Here is a 16,247-nt window from a genome sequence, read left to right as displayed (position 1 = left end):
GCCTGGGTATCGGGGGGCTGGCACTCTCCGCACTTTTTGCCTCCGAAGCGAGGGCGGATGCGGGTAACACGCTCACCTCGCCTAAGAAAGCCCCCTTGCCCTCCAAAGCGAAGCATGTTATCCATATCTTCGCGTCAGGAGCCCCCTCGCACCTTGATACGTTCGATCCCAAGCCCGGCATGGAGAAGTTCCGCGGGCAAAGTGTCTCTGGCGCGAGTGGTGTGATCTTTCCCTCGCCCTTTAAGTTCCAGAAGTGCGGCAAGAGTGGTCTGGAGATTAGTGAGCTCTTCCCAAACCTACAAAAGCTCGCCGACGACATGTGTGTGATTCGCACCATGAAGACCGATATTCCAGCGCACCCAGTGGCGGCTAAGATGATGCACACGGGCTCTGCACAGCTCGTCAAGCCGAGTTTGGGAAGCTGGGCGCTCTACGGCCTGGGCACCGAGAATCAGAACCTCCCCGGCTTTGTGACCCTAGGGGGTAGCCCTGAGTGGCGTCAATCGGCGTTCTTGCCCAGCCCTTACCAGGGAACCCGTGCGGACTTCGCACCCGGCAAGCCGGTTGATAAAGTACTGTTGAACCTTAAGAATGAGTTTAGTTCATCGGATGCCCAGCGCATGCAGCTTGATCTCGCAAGGCAGCTCAATGGCAACCACAGCGCCAAGTTCCAGCACGATGAGCAACTCGAGGCCCGCATTGACTCATTCGAGCTAGCGTTTCGGATGCAGACTGAGGCGATGGATGCCTTCGATATCAGCAAAGAGCCCGCCGCCATCCGTGCAAAATACGGCACCTCGGACTTTGCGGGCAAGCTGCTCTGTGCCCGGCGCTTAGTGGAGCGAGGCGTGCGCTTTGTCCAAGTGGATATTGGAGGCTGGGATCATCACCAGCAACTAGTGCAGAGCCTGACCAAGAAGACCAATGAGATGGATCAGCCCGTGGCGGCACTAATCGCGGATCTCAAAGAGCGCGGCCTGCTCGACTCAACACTGGTGATCTGGGGTGGGGAGTTTGGACGCACTCCCACCACGGCGGGCAGCATCAACGACCAGTCGGGTCGCGACCACCACGCACGCTGCTTCTCGGCGTTTATGGCGGGGGGCGGCGTGAAGGGGGGAATGCACTACGGCGAGACCGATGAGCTGGGAATGAATATCGCCGACAAGCCCGTGCATGTCCATGACTTCCACGCGACAATCTTGCGTGTACTGGGCTTTGACCACACCAAGCTGACCTATCGCTACAACGGGCGGGACTTCCGCCTGACCGACAACTATGGGAACATCGTCAATGAAATCCTGGCTTAAACTCGGCGGCCCTGCCGCAGCACTTGGCTTGGCTCTCACTGCAGTTGCGCAGAAGCCTGCCCCCGTCCCCACACAGATTACACCCGAGCAGACCCAGCTCTTTGAGAGCAAGATCCGCCCGATCTTAACAGGCAAGTGTGCCCCCTGCCATGTCGATGGGGTTGCGAAGGGGGGCCTCTCACTAGACTTTCGGGAGTCCTGGCAGCTCGGCGGGGGCAGTGGCCCCGCGATTGTTCCTGGGAGCCCTGAGAAGAGCCCTCTGCTCCAGCGGGTGAAGGCCACCGCGAACCAGATGCCGCCCGGAGGCCACCTCGCAGCCAGTGAGATCGCGGCGCTGGAGTCCTGGATTAAGATGGGCGCACCCGATCCCCGAAGCGCCACGTCGGTGAAGACCACCTCCAAGCTCACTGGAATGACCGATAAAGCGCGGGAACACTGGGCATTTCAGCCCGTCGAGAAACCCGCAATTCCTAAAGTGAAGAACGCGGCGTGGGTAAAAAACCCCATTGATAGCTTCGTGCTGGCAAAGCTAGAGGCAAGTGGCATGGCCCCCAATCCCGCTGCCAGCCGCGCCGCTCTGATCCGCCGTGCCTACTACGATCTTGTCGGCATGCCCCCCACTGTAGACGAAGTCCGGGCATTTTTGGCCGACAAATCCCCCACTGCCTGGGAAAAAATAGTGGACAAGCTTTTAGCATCGCCGCACTACGGCGAGCGATGGGGGCGGCACTGGCTCGATACTGTGCGCTACTCGGACACCACGGGGGCGGCTCAGGCCGGGCAGAATCGGCTGGCGGACTTCCGCTACGCCAATGCCTGGACCTACCGTGACTGGGTGATCGGGGCGATCAATAAAGACACGCCCTACAATGAGTTTCTGATGGCGCAGCTTGCGGCCGATCAGATCTCCACCACCAAAGACGACCCCGCGCAGCTTGCCGCGCTGGGCTTTCTGACGGTCGGAAAGCGCTTTCAGGATAAGAACGATCTGATTGACGAGCGCATTGACACTGTCACCAAAGCGACCATGGGTATTACCGTGGCCTGTGCGCGCTGTCACGACCACAAGTTCGACCCGATCCCCACCGCCGACTACTACTCGCTCTACGGCATCTTCAACTCCATTGAGGAGCCTGAGATCGGGCCAGAGATCCCGGGCAGCGGCGATCCCGAACAGCGCGGCGACTACGAGAAACAAGAGCTAGCGCTCCTGGATAAGGGCCGCGTCGCGTACTACGAGTATGTTGGGGAGAAGCTAGAGGCATTCCAGAAAAAGGCGGCGGGCTACCTGATGCTCACAACAGCCAACGCACGCTCCAAAGAGGGCAGTGAGCTGGCACAAAAATACGGCATTAATCCGTCGAATGTCCGTGAGCGCGACACTATTCGAATCTTGCAGCAAGCGGTTCGGCGCAGTAAAGATGCGGCGGCGATACTAGGGCCTTTCACTGCCCTCCAGCGCCTCCCCGCGGGGAGTTTCTCCACACAGTATGCCCAGACAATCGGACGGATGCTCGGAACCGCATCCGCCGTGGCCGCGCCGCAGGGACGCTTCGCGAAACAGCGTGCTATCCCACAGCGGGGAGCGAATCTGTCCGTGAAACCAGTCAACGCACTGGTAGCACAGGAGCTAACAAGCCTCAAGCCACGCTCCCTCGCCGACGTGGCGGAGGCGTATGGGCGCCTCTTTGCCAAAGTGGCCGTGCAGCGCGATGCCTACATTGAGGCACGCAAGAAAAACCAGGTACTCAGTGTGGACAGCGCCACCGCGCAGTTTATCGAGTTCCCGCTGGGGCTGCCACCCGCCTCGGAGTTTAACTCAACCAGTAGCCTGCGTAAGCTGGCCAGCCGCTTCAATGCCGATAATCGGGCGGCGGCGCGCTTCCCCTTCGACGAGCTCAATCGGCTTCAGCTCACGCATCCGGGAGCGCCCGGCCATGCGATGGTTGTTGCGGATGTGGAAAGCCCCAGTGATGCACGTATCCTGATCCGTGGCGAGAAACAGCGCCCGGGCGAGGTGGTTCCCCGCCGCGTCTTCGCACTCTGTACACCCGGTTCTGAGCCGCAGCCCGTAAAGGCCGGGTCCGGAAGGCTGGAGCTTGCACGAGCGATCGCGGCACCGTCGAACCCGCTGACGGCGCGCACTGTGGTCAACCGAGCGTGGATGCACCATTTCGGGCAGGGCTTTATCCGCACCGCCGATGATCTGGGTAATATGAGTGAGAAACCTAGCCACCCAGAGCTGCTGGACTGGCTGGCGGGGCGCTTTATGGAAACCGGCTGGAGCCTTAAGAAGCTTCACAAGTGGGTTCTGCTCTCCAATACCTACCAGCAGAGCACCGACACTCACCCGGCCTACGAGAAGAAAGACCCAGCCAATCGCCTTCTTTGGCACGCGAACCTGCGACGGCTAGACTTCGAGTCCATCCGCGACACGATGGTAGCCCTCACCGGTAAGCTCGACCCTGTACTGGGTGGCAAGCCCGTGAACATCACCGATGAGCCCTATGTCTACCGACGCTCAGTCTACGGCTACATTGACCGGCTCTTCCTCTCGGACTTGCTCACACAGTTCGATGTGAGCGATCCGACCATGGCCAACACGGGGCGCATCTCCACCATTGTCCCGCAGCAAGCGCTCTTCTTCATGAACAGCGCGATGGCGGTGGATGTGGCGCGGCAGGTGGTGCGGCGCGACGAAGTGGGGCAGGCACAAACAGACGAGGAGAAAATTAAGTCTATCTACCTGATCCTCTACCAGCGCTCGCCCAAGCCCGAGGAAATTCAGGCGGGGCTGGGCTTCCTGGGCAAGGTTGGGAGTGCCACTCAGGGTGCTGAAGGCAGTAACACGGCGTTGGCAACCGGTAAAGGCCGCCTGCAAAAGCGCCCCGTCGTGAAGCCCGCTCAGAAAAAAGGGATGGGAGTGGGTAAGTTCGCCCCCATCCGTAACAACACCGAGATGGTGGAGCGCAAGGCACTGGACAGCTGGGAGCTCTACACGCAGGCGCTACTCTGCTCCAACGAGTTTGTCTACGTGAGCTAGCACACCCTAAAAAGCCGGGGGCGTAAATCCCCCGGCAATCAGGCCTTTAGATAATCCCCTCACCTTCCCATAATAAGGTCATGCAACAAACAGCCCCGGTTCTGCGCGAGATCGAGGTTAATGTTACACGTCTTCTCGGAGGGGGTCTGACACTCATGGCTCAGACACCTTTTTTTGTTCATCAGCCTCTGCCCTCTGTCTCCGCAGAGGAGTTTGCCGACGCCCTCAATGATTTGGAGGGGCGCAATCGCTCCATTATCCTCGATGCCTCTCTGGGCGAGGATGCCCTCCTGGCAATGCATCGCAATGCTACCCGCATCATGCAGCTCGGTGTCCTACGGCGCGTTGTGCGGCATCTGGAGCGCAGTGTGGCACTCCTCTCTGAGGGGGAACGGGCACTTGTCGTGCGCTTTCTCGGCCCTTCCGCCGATAGCATCTTCCTTCTGGGAACACGCATTCTCGCGTATCTTCTCAATCAGGACTCGGAGGAGAAGCTCCCCCTAGAACACTTTACCTGGGAGCTTCTTATGGTGGACGGCGCACTTCAGGCAGCTCAGGAAGAAATCCACACCACCCGGCAGCTAGGCAGCAACGGACGTCGGTATGCGCGGGCGACTCTCTGGTCTTTCCAAGTGGCTCGGGATGCCTTACTGATTATCGGGAGTCGTTAATAAACCGGAACCCCAGCACCCCGTTCTGGGTAGACAGTAGAAGTGAGTAAAGAAACTCGACAAGGACTAATTCTCGAAGGACCGCTTGCACGGGGTGTCTTCTTAGTAGCGATGCCTTCCGTCGCCATGATGCTGGTGCAGACCTTCAATGGCTTTCTGGATCGTTTTTTCGTGAGCAAGCTCGGCCCCGAAGCGCTCGCCGCCGTGACAATCTGCACGTCCTGGATGTGGCTGCTTCTGGCCGCCGCAATGGCCGTCTCCACAGGAACCACGGCTCTGGTGGGGCGTTTTATTGGAGCGGGTAAGGTTGGTAGCTCGGAGCAGGCAGCCACTGCCCTGCAAGACGCCGCCTCCGCAACCCGCCAGTCTATTCTTCTGAGCCTGATGATTTCAATTGTGGTCGGAGTTTGTCTGGTGCTCGTGCGCCGCCCTCTTCTGATTTTACAAGGGCTGGATGCCCACGCGCTTCCTCTGGCTGAGCCGTACTTGCTGATTCTGGCGCTAGGGCAGCCGGTGCAGTTTCTAGTAATGATTCTGGGGGGGGTCTTTCGTGGGTTAGGCGACACCACCCGCCCGTTTCTTGTCACCCTCGGCTCCGTGGCCGTCCATGCGGTAGGCAATGCGATTCTCATTCCCCGTATCGGTATCGCGGGCGGTGCACTGGCGCTGATCGCCTCTCAGGTGCTGGCGCTGGCACTGACAGTGATCTTTCTGCGGCGTAGCCCGGTAGCGGCGGGGCTGAGCGGCCCCTGGAAACTGGACACGACTTGGGCCTGGCGCATCCTCAAGATTGGGCTTTTGGCGGCACTTCAGCAGCTTATCCGCGTGGGATCGATGCTCATCTTTCAGGGCATGCTCGCCCGCTCGTCGGCGGGCAGTGCAGCAGTCGCGGCCCTGGGAGTGGGCCTGCTCTTTGAGAGTATCGCCTTCATGCCCGGTTTTGGCTACTCCATCGCGGCTGCGGCGTTTGTGAGCCAGAACCTAGGGGCGGGCAATGTAAAGCGCGCCAATGCCGGAGCGTGGGCGGCAACCTGGCAGGCAATCGCGGTGATGAGCGTGATGGGGGTGATCTGCTATGTCTTTGCGGCCCCCTTTGCGCATATCTTCCTCCAACACGGCAGCGACGCGGCACAGAACGCTCGGGCAGATGAGACACTAAGGCTCGCAGTTGCGTATCTTAAGATCGCGGCGATCTCGGAGCCCTTTCTCGCGTTGGGGATGGGCCTGGTGGGTGCTCTTCAGGGCGCGGGGGAGACGATGAGCCCCACGGTTCTCACTACCGTGACAATGATCTTTATTCGCCTCCCGCTCGCGTGGTTTCTACTTAAAAACTACGGGCTTGATGGTGCCTGGTGGGCCATGAGCCTCTCCACTATTTTGCAAGGACTCTGCGTTATTGTTGTCTTCCGTCAGGGCCGCTGGCAAAAAATACATGTCTAGTGCGAGCTACTTCGAGGCGGGCATAATCGGCTTGCCTGCCGCTCCCTGAATCCCCGCCCCGCTGTAGGCGTTGGCTTGCTTGCCTTGCTTCTCTACCCGTGCACGGGCGAGCTCTGCCTCTTTCGACTGCGGGAAACTCACCCAGTTCGGGTCACCATCAGAGACGTAGCATCCACCACCGGGCGCAGTTAGTTTCTCCACCCAGAAACGAGTGCCGTTGAGGCCATCAATGGAGTTGATACGCTCCAAGCGCAAGGGATTGTATTTCAGAGAGGCAGGCGAGGGAATAGGGCGCCAAGCGGCATCGAAAGCGGCTTTGTAGGCATAGCTGTGCCCACTGTCTGTCCCTTTAAGAAGGAGCGGCCAGAGGGCTTTATTTTTGGGATACTTGCCCATCGGGAGTGCAATGGCCTCCAGCTTGGCCTCCGGGTTGAGATCGGTGACAAGCTTATCCGCCCCCGCAACCTCTTGCTGGAGCTGCGCGGCGGTGTAGCCCGCAAAGCTCTTGTGGACAATGGAGTGATTGGCGATCTCGCAGCCACTCTTCACGAGATAGGCGATCTTGTCCTTGCCCATCCCCGTCTGTCCAAACGACTCGTTGGTGACTTTTGACTTGGGCAGAACAAAAAATGTCGCTTTGAGCTTCCAGCTCGGGTGCGCCTTGACAAAGCGCTCCAGAATACCCAGTGCGCAGTTCGGGGCCACTTGCGGTCCCTCTGCTGTCTGAATCAGGTCGAACTGTGTCCGCCGCGCATCGTCGAAAGTAAGCGCCACCGGGCTCTTGCCCGCCGGGACATTCAGCTGGTTGTTGATAATATCCGAGACATTGACAAGATAAAAACCCTTGTCGTAGAGAAGCTGGAGATCTTTCTCAAAAGAGGCGACCGTGCGGTCCAGCGGAGTGTTCTTTCCGCTCTTGCCGATCTCGTGGTACATGATCACGGGGATCTTGCCCAGCTCATCGGGGGCGTTCTTGGTAAGATCGAGCTTGGGAGGCTTCGGCACGAGTACAGGCTCCGGCGTGGCGGCAGGAACAACTTTTCTGAACTTCGAGCAGCCTGTTAGCGCAATCAGAGGGAGACAAAAGATAAGGGGGAGGATTCTCACGAAATCATTATATCGCCCAATTTCGATGTAATATAGGGGCTGTCTCCACTGATTTCTTAGTACGACTCGCAAGGGTTGTTCTAAGAAGAAACGAAGGAGAGATACTATGCAAGCCCCACGTGGCATGTTGTTTTTACAGCTCAGCGGTGCCGCTCTGGTACTGGTCGCAACCACACTCTATCAGAACCGCACCCCCCTCATTCCCCAGGATACCACAGCCCTCACACGCCGAACCACTTACGAGCGCTACGAGAGTGTTCTGAACCTCCTTGAAACCAATCGCCCGGCAGCAGCGGCGGCGCTACTGACATCGTTCCCAGAGGATACGCTGGGGATCAACAATGCCCTCCTCAAGGATCAATATGCTGACTACTCGCCTGCAATGCTCTTTTTACACATTGGTAAATTGCTCTCCCGGCATGCCGATGATGCAGCACGTAGCGGCTCCGAGCATCAGGCACAGCTCCTGGTAGGTACCTGCAAGCTGCTCCGGCAACGGCTAGAGCGCGGTGGGAGAAGCGACGAGAGCATCCCGGAGCTGGAGCAGCGTCTTCAGGTGTCACGGCTGCTCCGGCAGCTGACCCAGCGTACGGAAGCGACCATTACGCTCTATCACAGCTCATAGAAGCGTCTGGCGTTGTCGTAGAAGAGCTTACGCTGCTCGGCCTCCGGGCGGGTAGCCACCAGGGCCTTGAGGGTGGTAATCCAGTCCTTGAGGCTTGCACGTAGCGTACAGACCGGCCAGTCACTAGCAAAGATCACCCGCTCCGGCCCAAAGGTATCGAGGGTTTGGTTGATACACGGCGCAAGCTGCTCTGCAAACGGGACACCGGGCATCGTCCCAGCGATAATTCCACTGATCTTGACAACGGTGTTGGAGCAGGCAGCAACCTGCTCCAGCCCCTGCTTCCAGGCCTCCTGCTGCGCCGCCGTGCCGGTCACGGGCGCGTTGCCGCAGTGATCCAGCACGAAACGTGTCTCCGGGCATTTTTTGGCTAGCGCCGCGCCATCGGCCAGCTCGCCGGAGCGTAGGCACAGATCAAAACGCAGCTTGCGTTTACCCAATTCTCGCACACCCGCCACAAACTCCGGACTCAGACAGTAGCCCTGTGGCAGCCCCCCATGGAGCACCTGGCGCACGCCCTTCAGGTACGGGCTCGCGATCTTATCCAGATACGCTTTGAAGTCTGCCGAAGCCGGATCGCCCCCGACCACCGCGCCCACCATCGGGTTCTTGGGATCGTCGCAGAGCCCAAAAACATACTTCGCCTCCGCCTCACGCTGGTCCAGCCGTACGTCCACTTCCATGTAGATCGTCGCCGCGATCCCAAGCCCCGCTGCCACTTGGGCATAGTCGTCGGGGGTGTGGCTCTTGCTCAAAGGCTCCGTCGCACTGGCAAGCCAGGGCAGGTCAAAGCGCGTCCGATCCCAGAGATGCTGGTGTGTATCAATGATTCGCATAGCAGAATTATAGCAACAAGAGAGCTCTAATGGGGAAGCCGCCCAATGGAATTAGGCGTCTGCAGTGGCTTCGTTCCTCAGCCGCTAAGCCCGTGCCGGGCTGCCGAATTTATCCCCAGCCTGGAACAGGCTTTGCGGCGGAACGCCACTGCAGACGCCGGTTTTCAACCGGCGGTCACGTGGCGAAGAAATAGTAGTGTGTTCTTGTAAGATTTGGGGGTTCTCAACCGTTCTACAGGTAGATGAAAACTTCGGAACAGTCACGACGGAACTTAATCGCACTGACAGTACATATTGTCTGGACGACCTGGAAGCGCCAGCCTTATCTCGTGGGGGAGCGGGAACGTCGGGCGTATCACTGTCTCTCAGCGGAGGCGGAGAAGCTGCGAGTACCTATTCTGGCACTCAACGGCATGCCCGATCATGTTCACCTCATTGTTTTGCTACCTTCGTCGGTTAGTCTGGCAAAACTCATGCACCAGCTTAAAGGGGCCAGCTCTCACTTGCTCAACACAGAGTTCCCATACGAAGAACACTTCCGCTGGGCCAACGGCTACGCGGCGTTTTCCCTGAGTCACAACCACCGAACAAATGCCATTACCTACGTCAAGAACCAGAAACAACACCACACGGACGGTTCACTAAAAACGCCCTGGGAACGTACCCCTGAAGAGACCGCCGGTTGAAAACCGGCGTCTGCAGTGGCGCAAGCGCCGCGAAGCCCGTGCCAGGCTACCGAATTTATCCCCAGCCTGGAACAGGCTTTGCGGCGGAACGCCACTGCAGACGCCCAATTTTATTGGGCGGCTATGTTTGGCACGTCAGCAAGACGTATGTGAAATGGCGTCAGAATAAACGTCTCGAACCGCTGAGCAAAGTCATCAAAGGCGGCTGCAAAAATCTCCGCTTCATCTCCGTCTTTCGGTTTCGGAGGCGAAGTTTCTCCGTAGAGACGAGATTCCACCAAAAATCTCCTCTATAACTCTCTCGGTAACACCCCATTCGTTTACGGCCAGGTTGCCATACTTCCCCAAATTGTGTCCAGGCTTCGCCTTCACCAATGCCAATTTCAATAGTGAAGTAGGCATCTCGCTCACTATGAAACTGGAAGAGCACATAAAGGTTCTTGCGTGGTACCTCGTCAGACAGACGCCCAAAACACGACAGATCGGTGCCAAAGGATTTTTTGCAGTCCACCTCGGCAAACTCAGGATACCGGCTCAGAAAACTCTTACGGAAAAACAGGCGAAAACGACGATTCACTCCCATACCCCAAAGACTACCCTACACCTCCCCAGCCCGGAACGGGCTTTGCGGCGGAACGCCATTGCAGACGCCGGTTTTCAACCGGCGGCGACAAACGCAGGAAAATCTCCCCGCGCCGTCGAAGCAAGTGCCATGAACGAAAAACTTTCGGAAAATGATCTTCCTTTGGAGCAGCGTGGCCTCCTGACACGCCGCACTCTCTTACTTAAGGCAGGGGCAACTGCCGCTGCTGCGGTGATTACCGATCTGCTCACTTCCGGTGATGCCGAGGCTACGCAGAACGCGCCCAAGCTGATTCTGGGCGCGGGTTCGCTACGCTACGAGTGCATACATGACTGGCTCGTGCCGCCCGCCACGCACAAGTGGGGCGATACTCAAGGCGTCGCGCAAGACGAAAAAGGCAATATCTATATCTCGCACACGGTTGGTGGGGATAGCAAGAGCAACGACGCGATCTATGTGTTTAGCAGTGGTGGCAAGTTTTTGCGCTCGTTTGGCGCACAGTTCAAGGGCGGCGGCCACGGACTCGATATTCGCAAGGAGAGCGGGGTCGAGTATCTCTACCACTGCGACACGGGCCATAGAACCGTGGTGAAGACCACACTGGAGGGCGCGGTGCTCTGGACCAAGGGCCTCAACGACCTTATCGCCGACACAGGCCGGGTGTATAAAAGCAACTCGCCGTTTATTCCGACCAATGTGGCGCTGGCTCCCAGTGGCGATTTCTATATCACCGATGGCTACGGTTCCGACTACATCACGCAATATAACATTAAGGGCGAGTTTATCCGTGTCTTTGGCGGCAAGGGCAAGGAGCCGGGCAAGGTTCTCCAGGCACACGGGATCTGGGTGGACACGCGCGGACGCGAGCCGCAGGTTGTGGTAGCGGACCGCGCCAACAGCCGACTTCAGTACTTCACCATGGACGGCAAGCACATCAAGTTCGACACCGACGGCATGCGCCAGCCGTGTCACTTCCACACGCAGGGCGATCTTCTGCTCGTCCCCGATCTGCGGAGCATTGTGACTGTGCTCGATAAGAACAATAAAGTGGCAGCGGCGCTGGGCGATGGGACGACGGTTACCAATCTGCCGGGCCGTGGCCGTCCGCGCAGTGAGTTCGTGGCGGGCAAGTTTGTGCACCCGCACTCTGCCAAGTTCCTGCACAACGGCGATATTCTGGTGGTGGAGTGGCTGCCGATTGGCCGCGTGACGCTCCTTAAGAAACTCAGCTAGGCGACGGGGGGGGGGCAGCCAGGAACTCTCTTTCCTCCAGCTCCCCCGACTGCTCCAGCGGCTTGCTGTCGAGGCTACGGCGCACTCGCCAGGCGCGCTGGGGAAACTCTACACCTTTGACCCGGAGCGCGTCGTGGGCTTCAAACTGCGGGTGGCGGACGTAGAACCCGCCGGGGGGAAGCAGATACTCGCCCGCATCGTACGCATCTGTCTCGCTCTGGTTGATAATTACTTGTGTCTTGTCTGAGTAGTACGCCTCTTCGACAAGAAAGTCAGGCGTCAGAAACTTGTGGGCGGTCAGAAACGCGGGAAAAGTGAGGGCGTGAAGGGGGCAGAGGATCGCACAAACTGCTTCGTAAAAACTCTCAGTGAACTCATAGGGGTTATCAAATAATGGTACTGCAAGGCGTAGAAGAGCCTGAAGGAAGCTATTTGGCTCTTTCGTCGAGACGCGATAGGGAAAGAGAACCGAGTCCCGCCAGACAACGGAGTGGAGTGGAACGGAGCTCCCCCAAAAAACACTAAAATCACCCGGTGTCTCTAGACCGAGGCAGAAGTCTACAGCAAATGCCGCCCAGTCCCCCCATCCATAGGAGATGCCAACAACACAAAATTTCTTGCGGGTGGCTTCGATTAAACCTAATCGGTGCTCCATTCGATCCCAGCGACAGAGACGATCATTCTCATCACTCCAGTAAATATTGTCATCGGCGAGGTAGTAGAGGCAGTGAGCAAGGAACGCGATACTCACCACGTTAGGCGGATTTTCTAAGGAGAAAACTTCTAGTGTACTTCGATCACTCCGAACCGCAGTGAGATCTTCCACCCAGGCAAAAGGCTGTGGGATAGGTAGATCGGAAGTAACAAACGCTTTTCCAATCAGCGGTTCGAGTGCAGGTTGCTCTCTGAGTTTTTTACGTAAAGTAATATGGTTGCGCTCACCGATAAGCTTCTCGCGATAGGCTCGGGCAATGGAAATATGATCGCCTCCGGGCTGGAGAAGGATTCGTATATCCAGCCGTCGCCGTTCTGGATCACACTCATAGACCAAATCTGCTGAAAAAGCATCGAGTCGCTTGGTTACCTCCGCGAATCCGTAAAGTGAGTCTGTCAGGAGGGCGAGTGCAGAGTTTGGTTGCACGACTCCCATAAATGGCATTGTCAGTCCACACCGGGGCTCCCATATAGGCAAGCTCCAGAGCTCCGATTCCAGGTACTTGAAAGGATAGTCTTCTAGTCTTAGGAGCTTCCCTTCCCCATGAGGAAGCACAAGCGCACTCCCCATCCCCGCTAGACACAGCCTTGGCAGGAGCCCGATTTTTTCAAGCGTATGCGTCTTACTGTCTCTACTTGCCTCTACCGTAAGCTGGATTTCTTTAGAGCCGCAGATCAGATAAATATCCACGGGGACGCCACCGGGTGCATCGAGGCCCAGCAGAATGCGCTTGCCCGTCGCGCCCATCTTCTCGGCGATGCTGAGGAGCTTGCAGTCGCCAAAATCTGTCCGGGTAAGCGCCCCCGTCTCACGCTCTTTCAGCTCGATCCAGCCCAATGAAAGCTCCGTTGCCCAGACGGTCTTGGTCACGGTCTCCGTCAGCGAGTACGTCAGGCTGGTGCGATCTAAAACAAACTCATAGTCGCCAAATGCGATCCGAAAGAGGGTATTCACATAAGGAGTTTACCGCCTATGTCCCGCCGATCAGAACGGCGCGACTGGAGAGCCTGCGGCTGCAAAGGCCGTTCCGGCCATAACGAATTCCCATGGGCGGGACGCCCTTCGTAGCGCGGAGCGCTCTCCAGCCACCCCGCTCTAACCGGGGTGGGTTAAAAACGCCCCCAGACGGAACGCCAGCGCGAAGATGGTCAGCACCGGATTAAAGCCGCCGTTGGTCACGTGGACGCTCCCATCCCCGACGAAGACATTCTCAAAGCCATGGACACGCCCGTTGCGATCCACCACGCCTGCGCTCGGGTCGTCGCTCATTCGGCAGGTGCCCGCCTGGTGCTGGCCACCGGAGAGAGAGAGCGTGGTCGGAGGGCCGCCCCATATTTGTTTTGCACCCGACGCTTCAAGCCACTCAACCGCTTTCTTCTGAAGAAACTGCCCCGTGCGAATCGTCTCCGGGTGCGTCGTGCCGGAGAGCCGCGCCACGGGCAGGCCCCAGCGATCTTTGACATTTGGATCCAGCGTGACGCGCGCATCAGGCGAGGGAATATCCTGCACCGGGCCTTTGATGTCCGAGAGATGGCGGTAGTTTTGGCGTAGCCAGTTTTTCGCCTCTTTCCCCCAGGTCGGCACACCGGGTGCCCGGTAGCGCTTCCAGGCGATGATCGGGAGCAGGACAAACTCATCGGCGAGCATACCGCCTCCGACAATGCCTTCGTTACCGTGGCTCCACTCGGTCGTGGCTGTACTCACACCCGGCCCGAGGCCATCCCAGATTTCATTCGGGAAGAGCGCCGTGGCCCCGACATAGACATGGCCTTGCAAGTGCCGCCCCACCTGATCGTTCTGGTTACCGATCCCCGAGAGCTGTAAAAGCCGCGCAGACTCAATCGCGCCTGCCGCCACGATGATCTGCTCGGCGGTCGTGGTTTTGGCTTCGTCGCCTATAAAATAGGTTATCCCGCTGGCGCGCTTGCCATCGTGGTTGATCTGGGCGACCATTGCACCCGTCTGAAGAAATAAGCGCCCGGTGAGTTTTCCTCGGGCGATCAGCGTGTTCTGCGAGCCGTTCTTCGCGTCCACCGGGCAAGCAAACCCGACGCAGTGCTGGCAGCGGGTGCAGGCAGGCCGCCCGTTGTACTCGGTCGAGTTGATCGCCAGCGGCACGGGCAGTGTCCGCCAGCCCAGCGCCGCCGCGCCTTTTCGATAGGTCATGCCCTGCTTTGTTACCGCCATCGGGGGCATCGGGTAGTCTTTTCGGTACTCCGGCAGGTGCCACATCGCACTCGCCTGACCGCACACCCCGATCTCTTGCTCCGCTTGCTCATAGAACGGGGCCAGCTCTTGGTATTCTATCGGCCAGTCCGCCAGCGAGGAGCCGTCGGGGACGCCGTAGGTGGAGGCCATCTTGAAGTCCAGCGGATGGAAGCGCCACGCCTGCGCCCCATAGACCCGCGTCCCGCCCCCGACAATCGCCGCATTAGCGTGGTAGCCTCCGTCCCAGGGCTCAACCATCTTCGCATCCCCTTCGCGAAGCCGGAGGGGGTCGGCAGCGAGGGACGAGCGCGCCGGGGGGAGGTAAACCCGTGGATGGTCTGCGTCCGGCCCGGCGTTGTGGCCGTAGTGCGAGAGTCGCTGGTTTCGGAGATGATCCCGCCCGACTTCCTCAAAGCTCGGCTCGCCGCCGCGCTCTAAGAGCAGCACTCGTCGCCCTGCTTCTGCCAGCAGCCCCGCTACCACTCCACCGCCCGCGCCAGAGCCAATCACGATCACGTCGCAGTCGAATTTCATGAGCTTAGGTTCGCGTTCAGGGTATAATTTTCCTATGCCTTATACAGCGGAGATCAGCCGGGCCAAGCCGACGGCGTTTTGTTTTTTGATTGATCAGTCTGGCTCCATGGACGATCCGTATGGGATGGACTCGGGCAAGCGCAAGTGCGATGCGGTGGCCGATGCCGTCAACCGTCTCATCGCCACCCTAGTGCTACGCTGCGCCAAGGGCGAGGATGTGCGCGACTACTTCCAGATCGCCGTGATTGGCTACGGCGGTGCGGTGCGCACGGGCTTTGGCGGACAGCTTGCCGGGCGGCAGTTTGTGCCCATCTCCGAGGTCGCCGACAACCCCTTGCGCGTGGAGACGCGTGCTCGTAAAGAAGACGATGGAACGGGGGGGCTGATCGAGCGCCAGGTGCGCTTCCCGGTCTGGTTTGAGCCCATGGCCAATGGCAACACCCCCATGGTCGCCGCCGTGGAAGAAGCCCACCAGATCGTCAAAGCCTGGACGGAGCTCTACCCGCTCTCCTATCCGCCCAGCATTATCAATATCTCCGATGGCGAGCCCACCGACGGCTCGCCCCGCCCCGCCGCCGATAAGCTCAAGAGCCTGGGCACCAACGATGGCAAGGCGCTTCTCTTTAATATTCATCTCTCCGGGGTAGCCAAGCGGCCCGTTGAGTTCCCCGACACGCAGCTTGGGCTACCCGATGAGTACGCACAGATGCTCTTCGAGATCAGCAGTGTGCTCCCTCCCAAGCTCCGCGACGAGGCACGGCGGGAGGGGTTCACCACCACGGAGAGCTCGCGTGGCTTCGCTTTCAACGCCGACCTGCGCTCGTTGGTGCAGTTCTTAGATATCGGGACACGCACGGCGGATCTGCGCTAGCCATGAAACGGATCCGTGCACTCACCGCCCCCAAAGACGGCAACACCGAGGAGCAGTACGAGGATGCCTGGGCGCTCTCTGACGAGCGGCCTCTCCTCGCGGTAGCGGATGGCGCATCGGCGGCGGTCTATGCCCGGGAGTGGGCGGAGCTGCTGGTGGCAGAGTTCGCCCACGGTGCGCCCTTCCCCAGTGACGACGAGGTATTCTGGGAGCGGGTCAGTGTGCTGGGAGCGCAGTGGCAAAAAAGTGTCAGCACGGGTGCAACGACTTGGTACGCACAGGAGAAGCTTCCCCAGGGCTCACAAGCGTCCTTGCTCGTGCTAGATTTTGAGCCGCAGAGTCGCCAGCTCACGGCGCGGGCGATTGGCGATGTGTGCCTTTTTTT

Annotated in this window: 13 protein-coding genes and 1 pseudogene; 9 read left to right on the top strand and 5 right to left on the bottom strand. The window is 58.9% G+C overall.

Features of this window, described 5'->3' with window-relative positions; genetic code table 11:
- From ACH2EH_RS07470 to ACH2EH_RS07455, 4 genes are all read left to right on the top strand, one after another.
- A partial coding sequence (locus ACH2EH_RS07470) for a DUF1501 domain-containing protein (protein WP_395140398.1) occupies nucleotides 1–1,310 on the top strand: 1,310 nt, incomplete at its 5' end.
- On the top strand, nucleotides 1,294–4,353 hold the full coding sequence (locus tag ACH2EH_RS07465; protein ID WP_395140396.1) for a PSD1 and planctomycete cytochrome C domain-containing protein: 3,060 nt from the start codon (nucleotides 1,294–1,296) through the stop codon (nucleotides 4,351–4,353). The genes ACH2EH_RS07470 and ACH2EH_RS07465, both read left to right, overlap by 17 nt.
- A gap of 80 nt (nucleotides 4,354–4,433) precedes the next feature.
- Nucleotides 4,434–5,024: a hypothetical protein gene (locus tag ACH2EH_RS07460; RefSeq protein WP_395140394.1), complete on the top strand. Its 591-nt coding sequence runs from the start codon at nucleotides 4,434–4,436 to the stop codon at nucleotides 5,022–5,024.
- A 42-nt stretch (nucleotides 5,025–5,066) separates the two neighbouring features.
- Nucleotides 5,067–6,464 carry an MATE family efflux transporter gene (locus tag ACH2EH_RS07455; protein WP_395140392.1) on the top strand — a complete coding sequence of 466 codons (1,398 nt, stop codon included), beginning with the start codon at nucleotides 5,067–5,069 and terminating at the stop codon, nucleotides 6,462–6,464.
- 6 nt (nucleotides 6,465–6,470) lie between these two features.
- Here the strand turns inward: ACH2EH_RS07455 and ACH2EH_RS07450 are convergent, their stop codons facing one another.
- Complete coding sequence (locus tag ACH2EH_RS07450) at nucleotides 6,471–7,571, bottom strand: polysaccharide deacetylase family protein (RefSeq protein ID WP_395140390.1); 1,101 nt, start codon at nucleotides 7,569–7,571, stop codon at nucleotides 6,471–6,473.
- 106 nt (nucleotides 7,572–7,677) lie between these two features.
- On the opposite strand from ACH2EH_RS07450, the gene ACH2EH_RS07445 reads away from it, so the two are divergent.
- Entirely contained in the window at nucleotides 7,678–8,196 is a 519-nt protein-coding gene (locus ACH2EH_RS07445) for a hypothetical protein (RefSeq protein ID WP_395140388.1), read from the top strand.
- Here ACH2EH_RS07445 and ACH2EH_RS07440 read toward each other — a convergent pair.
- Complete coding sequence (locus ACH2EH_RS07440; RefSeq protein WP_395140386.1) at nucleotides 8,184–9,032, bottom strand: amidohydrolase family protein; 849 nt, start codon at nucleotides 9,030–9,032, stop codon at nucleotides 8,184–8,186. The two genes, ACH2EH_RS07445 and ACH2EH_RS07440, sit on opposite strands and share 13 nt — an antisense overlap.
- A 242-nt stretch (nucleotides 9,033–9,274) precedes the next feature.
- Between ACH2EH_RS07440 and tnpA the strand changes: the two genes are divergently transcribed.
- Nucleotides 9,275–9,718, top strand: a complete 444-nt coding sequence (gene tnpA, locus ACH2EH_RS07435) for an IS200/IS605 family transposase (protein ID WP_395140384.1) — start codon at nucleotides 9,275–9,277, stop codon at nucleotides 9,716–9,718.
- Between the two features lie 160 nt (nucleotides 9,719–9,878).
- On the opposite strand, the gene ACH2EH_RS07430 is transcribed toward tnpA, so the two are convergent.
- Nucleotides 9,879–10,301 (bottom strand): hypothetical protein, encoded by a 423-nt coding sequence (locus ACH2EH_RS07430; protein WP_395140382.1) that lies wholly within the window; start codon nucleotides 10,299–10,301, stop codon nucleotides 9,879–9,881.
- 129 nt (nucleotides 10,302–10,430) lie between these two features.
- Between ACH2EH_RS07430 and ACH2EH_RS07425 the strand changes: the two genes are divergently transcribed.
- Nucleotides 10,431–11,534 (top strand): hypothetical protein, encoded by a 1,104-nt coding sequence (locus tag ACH2EH_RS07425; protein WP_395140380.1) that lies wholly within the window; start codon nucleotides 10,431–10,433, stop codon nucleotides 11,532–11,534.
- Here the strand turns inward: ACH2EH_RS07425 and ACH2EH_RS07420 are convergent.
- Nucleotides 11,527–13,203, bottom strand: a complete 1,677-nt coding sequence (locus ACH2EH_RS07420) for a hypothetical protein (protein WP_395140379.1) — start codon at nucleotides 13,201–13,203, stop codon at nucleotides 11,527–11,529. The genes ACH2EH_RS07425 and ACH2EH_RS07420 overlap by 8 nt on opposite strands.
- A 141-nt stretch (nucleotides 13,204–13,344) precedes the next feature.
- Nucleotides 13,345–14,991, bottom strand: coding sequence for a GMC family oxidoreductase (locus tag ACH2EH_RS07415; RefSeq protein ID WP_395140377.1), 1,647 nt, complete (start codon nucleotides 14,989–14,991; stop codon nucleotides 13,345–13,347).
- 34 nt (nucleotides 14,992–15,025) lie between these two features.
- Between ACH2EH_RS07415 and ACH2EH_RS07410 the strand changes: the two genes are divergently transcribed.
- Both ACH2EH_RS07410 and ACH2EH_RS07405 read left to right on the top strand, forming a co-directional pair.
- Entirely contained in the window at nucleotides 15,026–15,862 is an 837-nt protein-coding gene (locus ACH2EH_RS07410; RefSeq protein WP_395140375.1) for a VWA domain-containing protein, read from the top strand.
- Between the two features lie 2 nt (nucleotides 15,863–15,864).
- Nucleotides 15,865–16,247 (top strand): annotated as a pseudogene (locus ACH2EH_RS07405) (hypothetical protein); the annotation flags it as partial.

The organism is Armatimonas sp. (genome assembly GCF_043760365.1).
Lineage (GTDB): Bacteria > Armatimonadota > Armatimonadia > Armatimonadales > Armatimonadaceae > Armatimonas.
Note: the sequence above shows the minus strand (reverse complement) of the source record. Positions and strands in the feature narration are given on the sequence as shown.